Annotated in this window: 6 protein-coding genes and 1 pseudogene; 3 read left to right on the top strand and 4 right to left on the bottom strand. The window is 40.5% G+C overall.

The window, feature by feature from the left end; genetic code table 11:
* Nucleotides 1–259: 259 nt before the first annotated feature.
* The 4 genes from VB740_RS35070 to VB740_RS35055 form a co-directional block, all read right to left on the bottom strand.
* Nucleotides 260–1,885, bottom strand: a complete 1,626-nt coding sequence (locus VB740_RS35070; protein WP_323204417.1) for a helix-turn-helix domain-containing protein — start codon at nt 1,883–1,885, stop codon at nt 260–262.
* Between the two features lie 139 nt (nt 1,886–2,024).
* Entirely contained in the window at nt 2,025–2,738 is a 714-nt protein-coding gene (locus VB740_RS35065) for a hypothetical protein (protein WP_323204416.1), read from the bottom strand.
* 66 nt (nt 2,739–2,804) lie between these two features.
* Entirely contained in the window at nt 2,805–3,140 is a 336-nt protein-coding gene (locus VB740_RS35060) for a helix-turn-helix transcriptional regulator (RefSeq protein ID WP_323204415.1), read from the bottom strand.
* 376 nt (nt 3,141–3,516) lie between these two features.
* Nucleotides 3,517–3,753 (bottom strand): hypothetical protein, encoded by a 237-nt coding sequence (locus VB740_RS35055; RefSeq protein ID WP_323204414.1) that lies wholly within the window; start codon nt 3,751–3,753, stop codon nt 3,517–3,519.
* A gap of 4 nt (nt 3,754–3,757) precedes the next feature.
* Here VB740_RS35055 and VB740_RS35050 point away from each other — a divergent pair, with 4 nt between their 5' ends.
* The 3 genes and pseudogenes from VB740_RS35050 to VB740_RS35040 all read left to right on the top strand — a co-directional run bounded on the left by VB740_RS35050 (nt 3,758) and on the right by VB740_RS35040 (nt 6,563).
* Nucleotides 3,758–4,168 carry a hypothetical protein gene (locus VB740_RS35050; protein ID WP_323204413.1) on the top strand — a complete coding sequence of 137 codons (411 nt, stop codon included), beginning with the start codon at nt 3,758–3,760 and terminating at the stop codon, nt 4,166–4,168.
* A gap of 110 nt (nt 4,169–4,278) precedes the next feature.
* A pseudogene (locus VB740_RS35045) lies at nt 4,279–5,936 on the top strand (IS1634 family transposase).
* Between the two features lie 396 nt (nt 5,937–6,332).
* The gene (locus VB740_RS35040; RefSeq protein ID WP_323204412.1) at nt 6,333–6,563 is read left to right on the top strand and encodes a hypothetical protein; all 231 of its coding nucleotides are present in this window, start codon (nt 6,333–6,335) and stop codon (nt 6,561–6,563) included.
* Nucleotides 6,564–6,832 lie beyond the last annotated feature (269 nt).

Raw genomic sequence — 6,832 nt, 5'->3', positions numbered from 1 at the left:
AGTGATGAATCTTTCTACTCACTTGTCACGGCTTTTTTACGCTTTTTTATGTCTATTTTTGAAAACCACACCTTTTTCCCGGTCTAATATAATTGCAGGTTATAGTTGAAGTATTTATAGTCAACGAAAACTTATGCTTGACCGGATCTGAATAACTAGTCAACCCTTAAAATTGCTTTTTTATGACTTTTTCAGCAAGCCCTAAGTATTTATTTTGCTTGTAGTATTTCATAAGACACTCTGGTAATGAGTTTGCTGCTTAAAAGTCAACCCATTTGATATCAACCACTCGCCCTGACACAATCACGAGTTCGCATTGATTAACAGGATCGCAGGCCCAATCAATTGCGGTTTGCCTCAATACGTCACTGCCGCAATTAAGATATTTCCTCATGTCTTGTAGTACAGCTTCTTCTTCTATTACTGGAGGCTGAACTATAACGGCGATCGCAGTCAACTTTTTAGAAGAGGCAAGGGGCAGAGAGCTATTTGCGGGAGTTGTATGGGAGGCAATATCTCCCCACCCTTCTTCCTCTGCTCCCTGCACAGGAGTCTTTTCACTCAATTGCTCTACTTTCTCAATTTCCAAAGCCTTGATAGCTGTCTTTGCCGTTTCTAGAACAGATGCAACAGGTGATTTTTTGCGACTTGGCAGAACATGAGGTGTGAAGTTCGCCCAAAATTCCCTGTCTGACTGTTTTGGTGTATTCAAGTAAGCCCCAGGATTAATGCAACCAAATTCATCTTTGGGTGGCTCTTGAGAAATTAGAGTAGGCAAGGCATAGTCTGCTACTTGCTCTACCATTTTGGTTAACGTGGGTGTTTGTGTTACACGTACTTCTTGAGGTAATGGTGTTGCTGCTCTAGCTTGAAGCGCTATCTGTTCCTCATCTTGGGCGGTGTCTAGCCCATTCTCCTTGCGGGTTTGGATATTGACAACGCGATGAATGAAAGTCGATTGATACCATTCCCACTCAATCGCTAAGTTAGTCGGTTCATTGCGGAAGTGTTTCAGTACCTTGGCTTTGTTTGCGTGCAAGTCGCCGCCATACTCCTTCATCCACCGAGTAGCAAGGGCGGTTTGAAATTCTGCATCAAGCTTGCCCTCTTCATTACGCCACGGGCCATCTGGTAGCCAATCCCAAATCACCTCATTGGTTTTTTTGCGTTGATTTTTCAAAAATGGGTCGGGCAGTGGCGGCGGAACATTTACCTTCATGAGAGACTGACTTGTTGGTTGCGTAGTCTCGGATTTTTTTGGCAACAAAGTGGAGAAACTTGAATTAGGTTCTTCTTGGACTTGAAATCCAAATTCTCTTTTTTCTTTTCTTTCCTGTGAGTCGATGTCAATTTGAGAGGGATTAAGGGAGAGATCCCTTAAAGGGAGATCCTTAATTGGTAATTCCTTAATGGTAATTCCTTCGTCTACCATTTCAGGTAGGGGTACTCCTACCATTTCAGCTACCACTACCCCTGCCTGATTTGGTACCACACCCCTACCTGATTTGGTACTACTACCCCCACCTAATTTGGTACTACCTGCTTTACCACTAGTGATTTGTTGTCTGATTTTTTCTAGATATTTTGATGCCATCCATTGCGAATGATGTGTGATTTCATAAATTGTGGTTTTCCCTTTTCGTTCTTGGGCTATTTTGATAAACCTAGCTGCAATCAGGATTTGTAGGGTTTTCCTGACAGTCTTTTCATTCATTAAACAGATTGCTGCCATGTTAGGAATTGACTCAAAACATCCGTCTTTTCCTGCTCGTCTAACTATGTGTCCATACAAACGATATTCTTGGGGATTAAGCCCATAGTCGTCTAGAAACGATGGAACGACTATTGCAAAATCACTGCGATTGCTTACAACAGAATTACTCATTTTCCCCTCTATGCTTTCTTCTCATCCTTTATTGGGTTTTGAGCATGAAAATATTGACGGTGCAGACTTAACACTGCGCCGATTTAGAACCCTGAACTATTCGTGAATATGATTCTTTAAAAACTACTTTGCACCTTGTTTAGTGCCGAGCGATCGCTTTATCTTTTGAATTGCTAGAAAAGACTTGATCTAAAATACTTTCAGGGTATAAACCCACATAGCCGAACCTTGGGTCATGTATCTGTTCTACTTCTACCCCTTGCTTGCGGCATAACGCGCTAGCTTTCTTTCCCTTGCTGCCGGCTTGTGAGAGTGATATCTCAAGTCCTCGAAGTTTAGCAAAACCCATAACGCTGTACTTGTGACCACATGGGCTATTGAACCGATCTTGCTCAACTTCAACCGCTTTTAGTCTTGCCAGTACTTCGTTTTGACGGCGTTCTTGTTCCAATAGCCTTTGCTCTTGTTCTGCCATCTGTTGGGCGAGTGCAGCAAGGATTTGAATCTGGGTCATTGCTGGTTGCGGGATATTTGAAGCTTTAGCGATACGCTCACATTCCAAGAAATATTTGCGAACGACCTTGCCTTGCTCAGTACCCGCCATCATGCCAAGAGACTTAAAGCAGTCAACTGATAGCATGACTAATTGGCTAGGACGACCACCAGTAGAGGTTTTTAACCCTTTGGCTAAGAAGTCTATACCTTCTTCAAAATTGCTTTTTAGCTTTTTTTCAGCTTTTTGCTTCGTAGAATATCCTAGCCAAACCCAGGCATCATCTAAGTCTACCGGAAATATTTCCTGAGATTGGTAAATTGTCAATGCCAATTGCTGGCTAAATGATAAATTAGACATGACTATTCCTCTGTTTTAGCGGTTTAGTTATTCAAGCGATCGCAATGCTTGCCGGCGGCGATCGCTTCAGGCTGCTATATCTTCAGTTACCTCTTCATCAGTTTCAGGAAGTTGGTGTTTTGTTGTAGCGATTCGCTTACTTAATTTCTGTTGATTTTTTTCCGCCATCTCTGCATCGTTATCTGGGATATAAATCAGTAAGTCTCCAGGTTGACAATCAAGAAATTGACAAATATCGTTTAGCCGCTCAGGTGACATCCGAGGCATGGTATCAGTTTTCCGTAACCTGTAAACAGAAGTTTCGGTGATGCCGATACCTTCGGCCAGGTCTTTATTTCTGACTCTTTTTTGGGCCATGATTTCATTCAGCTTCCAGCGAATCACTCTTTTATCCATCGTCATTACTCCACAATCCTAATATTCATAGTGGAAAAACGATTAATCTTCTTTTAGCGTCTACAGCTTAATTATACATAAGACTACTATTAAAATAACTTACACTACTAAAAATATTCGTGAGATGTTGACAAAAATATACGGCTCACGTATATTTATAAATAGAAGGGTAACGGCAAGCAAACCGCCTGCACCCGAACGCAAAAAGGGTTTGCAAATTACCAAACTTAACTAATTTCAATCAACCACAAAACCAAGTGCCACCGGGACTAGCAGCCGGAAGCCAAACTTGTAATGCTCAAGCCAGCGAGGATGATCTCGATGACCTACCAAGTCTTAAAAAACTGGTTATTTAGTGCCATTCGTCTAGAAATCAAAGATTTTACAGCAAAGCTGAATTTAGTAGAGTGTCCTCTTCCGAACACAGCACTTCCTTACACATCCCCTGATGCTGTTGTCTGCTGTCTTGATAATGCTCTTGGCAACTAGCTTTGATGGCTACGCCAAATCTTTTTGAGAGCGTTGTGCCAAACCACAACGTTGTTTGCACACATAACAAAGGCAATCGCCCCTGTCTGGTAAACAAAGCGATCGCCTTTTCCCCTATCACGGAGATCAATATTATGACCTATACAACACATACACAGCAAGCAATTCCTAGTTCTTCTGTTGATGAGCAAGCCCTAGCCCAAGCAGAACTGTACACCCACCTCGAATCCCAAGCCGAAGCTGTAGCTCCAACCCAAGATCCCTTGACTGCTCGTGACCGTCGCATCATTGGCGAGATTATCGAAGTGGAACCCGAATCAGTTCGCACCATCTGGATCGAAGGCGGAATCACAGTATGGGTGCAGTTAGTGGGTAGCGGACGGCTACCATTCGACCGCAACTGGTTCGCTACAACCCACCTTCCGCACCCTAAACTGTCACAAATCAAAAAAGGCCGTCAAAGTAGTACGCCAGAACTAAAGATAATTCAAGGGCGAGGAAGATTAATAAGAATAAGTAGCATTAATCTGGGGATTGGGGGATAAAGTGAAGTTTTGTAAAAAAGACAAAAGAAAGGGAAACGTCAGGATTCAGAAAATTAATTGATAACAGAAAAAGAAATGGTTTAATCACAACAGAAGTTGTGGAGAATTATATTGTGATTAAACCACAAGAAATGGAAATTCAAAACATAGACCATCTAGGAATAGTAGCAGGGATAATAGACGAGATAGGAGTAGTAGAAATAATCAATGAATTAATTGGTAAGGAAAAAGGAGAAAAAGTCAGTCCTGGTCATGTTGTGAAAGCAATGATATTGAACGGGTTAGGATTTGTATCTCAACCTTTATATATGTTCCCCAAATATTTTGAAACAATAGCCTGTGAACATTTAATAGGAGCCGGAGTAAAACCCGAATATCTCAACGACGATAAACTGGGGAGAGTCATGGATAAACTATTTATAAAAGGGCTAGATACAATATTTTTTATTATTGCCTTAAAAGCTGCTAAAAAATTTGGTGTATCTCTGTCATCATCACACCTAGACTCAACATCAATGCACGTGCATGGAGAATACAATACCAACTTACCAGAAGTAATATTTGAGAACCAACAAGCAGTCAATATCGAAGAAGCAGAAGAATTAGCTCTCTCTTCACCAAAAGAAATTACAATCACCTATGGTTATTCTCGTGACCATAGACCTGATTTGAAACAATTTATTATAGAGCTAATATGTTCAGGAGATGGAGATATACCAATATTTTTGAAATTAGCATCAGGGAATCAAACAGACTCATCATGCTTCGGTCAAATAGCAGTAGACTACCAAAAACAAATAGAGGTTGATAGCCTCATAGTGGCAGATTCTGCTTTATATACAGAATCGAATATAAAATTGATGTCTCAATTGCGCTGGTTATGCCGAGTACCTTTAACTATCAAATCAGCACAGTCATTAATATCAACCTTACCAGAATCAGAATTTACCCCCAGTAAATTATCAGGATACAAGTTTGTAGAAAAAACAGTAACTTATGCAGGATGTGAGCAGAGATGGTTAGTAGTGCAGAGCGAACAAAGAAGAGCATCAGACTTGCGTAAGCTCTCACAGAAAATTACCAAAGCAGAATCAAAAGCACTTCTTGAATTAAAGAAATTATCACAAGAGAAATTTGCTTGTGAAGCTGATGCTATCAAGGCATTATCTAAACTATCAAAAAAATTTAAGTATCACCAAATTGAGGAGAGTAAAGTTACTGAAAGCCGAGCTAATAAAAAAATAATTCCACCGGAACATCTTACCAAATATCAGCCACAATCTCCAAAAATGAAAGTAAAATTAGCACAGAAGTATTGGGTGCAGGGCGTTTTATTATTGCCACTAATATTTTAAAACCAAGTGAACTCAGCCCAGAGTCAATGCTGAGTGAATATAAAGCCCAGCAGTCATGTGAAAGAGGATTTGCTTTTCTCAAAGACCCCTTATTTTTTGCCGATAGTATTTTTCTCAAAAGTCCAGAAAGAATTGAGTCTTTGGCAATGATTATGGGTTTATGTCTGCTGGTTTATACCTTGGCTCAACGTCAAATCAGAGCCGCACTCAAAGATGCTCAATCAACCATTAAGAATCAGTTGGGCAAATCGACTAACCGCCCCACTTTACGTTGGATATTTCAATGCTTTCAGTCTATTCATTTAGTTGAAATTAACCAGGGAAAATACATCTCTAATTGGACTCAGGAAAGAGATTTTATCCTAAATCTTTTGCCAGATAGTTGTTTATTTTATTATCAATTAGCTCCATAATTCTTCTCTTTATTAATTTAATTTCTGCCGGATAATTAGCTAATCTCTTTGATTAATAGCTCTATTTCACCATGTCAACAATTTATGTTTTAACTTCATTCTATTAGTTTCATTTATGCTCTGAGCCTTTAACATCTTCATTTATTTATCTTAGACTTTCTCTCAATGCTACCAGTCCTTATTGCTCCTTATTGATAATTAGTTTTGATGCCATTTTTTTCTGATTCATGATGGCTCATATCTTTTTTTAACTTCAAATGTCTGTTTTTATTCTTTCTTGACTTTTCTCTCTCCGTAATTTCACTTTGTGACAGTTAAGGGTGCGGAAGATAGGCTACAAGAGTTGCAGAGGTCAAAGCGACTCTACCAGAGACACCCCTGGAGCGCAACGAGCGATTGAGCGAGGAACTAGAAAAAGCCTGCACTGTTTTTGGTTTGTACCACGGGGAAATTGATTGGTTATCATTCAGCACCAAACTCTTTCAAGACGGGCGTTTAGTCGGCTTCGTCGGGTGCAATCAACAAGGTTGGTACGCCAGACCAAGACAGTACGGACTCAATCGTGTGGCTCCGAGTGCTGAACAAGTGATTGCGTTGCTGGGAGTACGAGCGACAGTAGCGGCGTAAGTTGCTGGAAGTGAGAAAGGCGATTGCACACTAAAAGAAATGCGATCGCCAACAGTTGAATTTTGAATAAACACATCATGACACACAGTACAGCAAGTAACCTCTTACTTCAAGTAGGTGACTATCAAGAGAGAATTCTCCTACCTCCGATAGATGCGAATGCAGAGGTCATGGAAATCCCTAGTACTGCAAGTGAGAAAAGGCGATTGCTTCCCCTAGAGAGCCAGTCCAGTAGAAGGCATTGACAAATTAAGCAGATTGTGAGCTAG

The sequence above is a fragment of the Nostoc sp. UHCC 0251 genome (assembly GCF_034932245.1).
Lineage (GTDB): Bacteria > Cyanobacteriota > Cyanobacteriia > Cyanobacteriales > Nostocaceae > Nostoc.
This window is presented reverse-complemented; position numbering and strand designations above follow the sequence as displayed.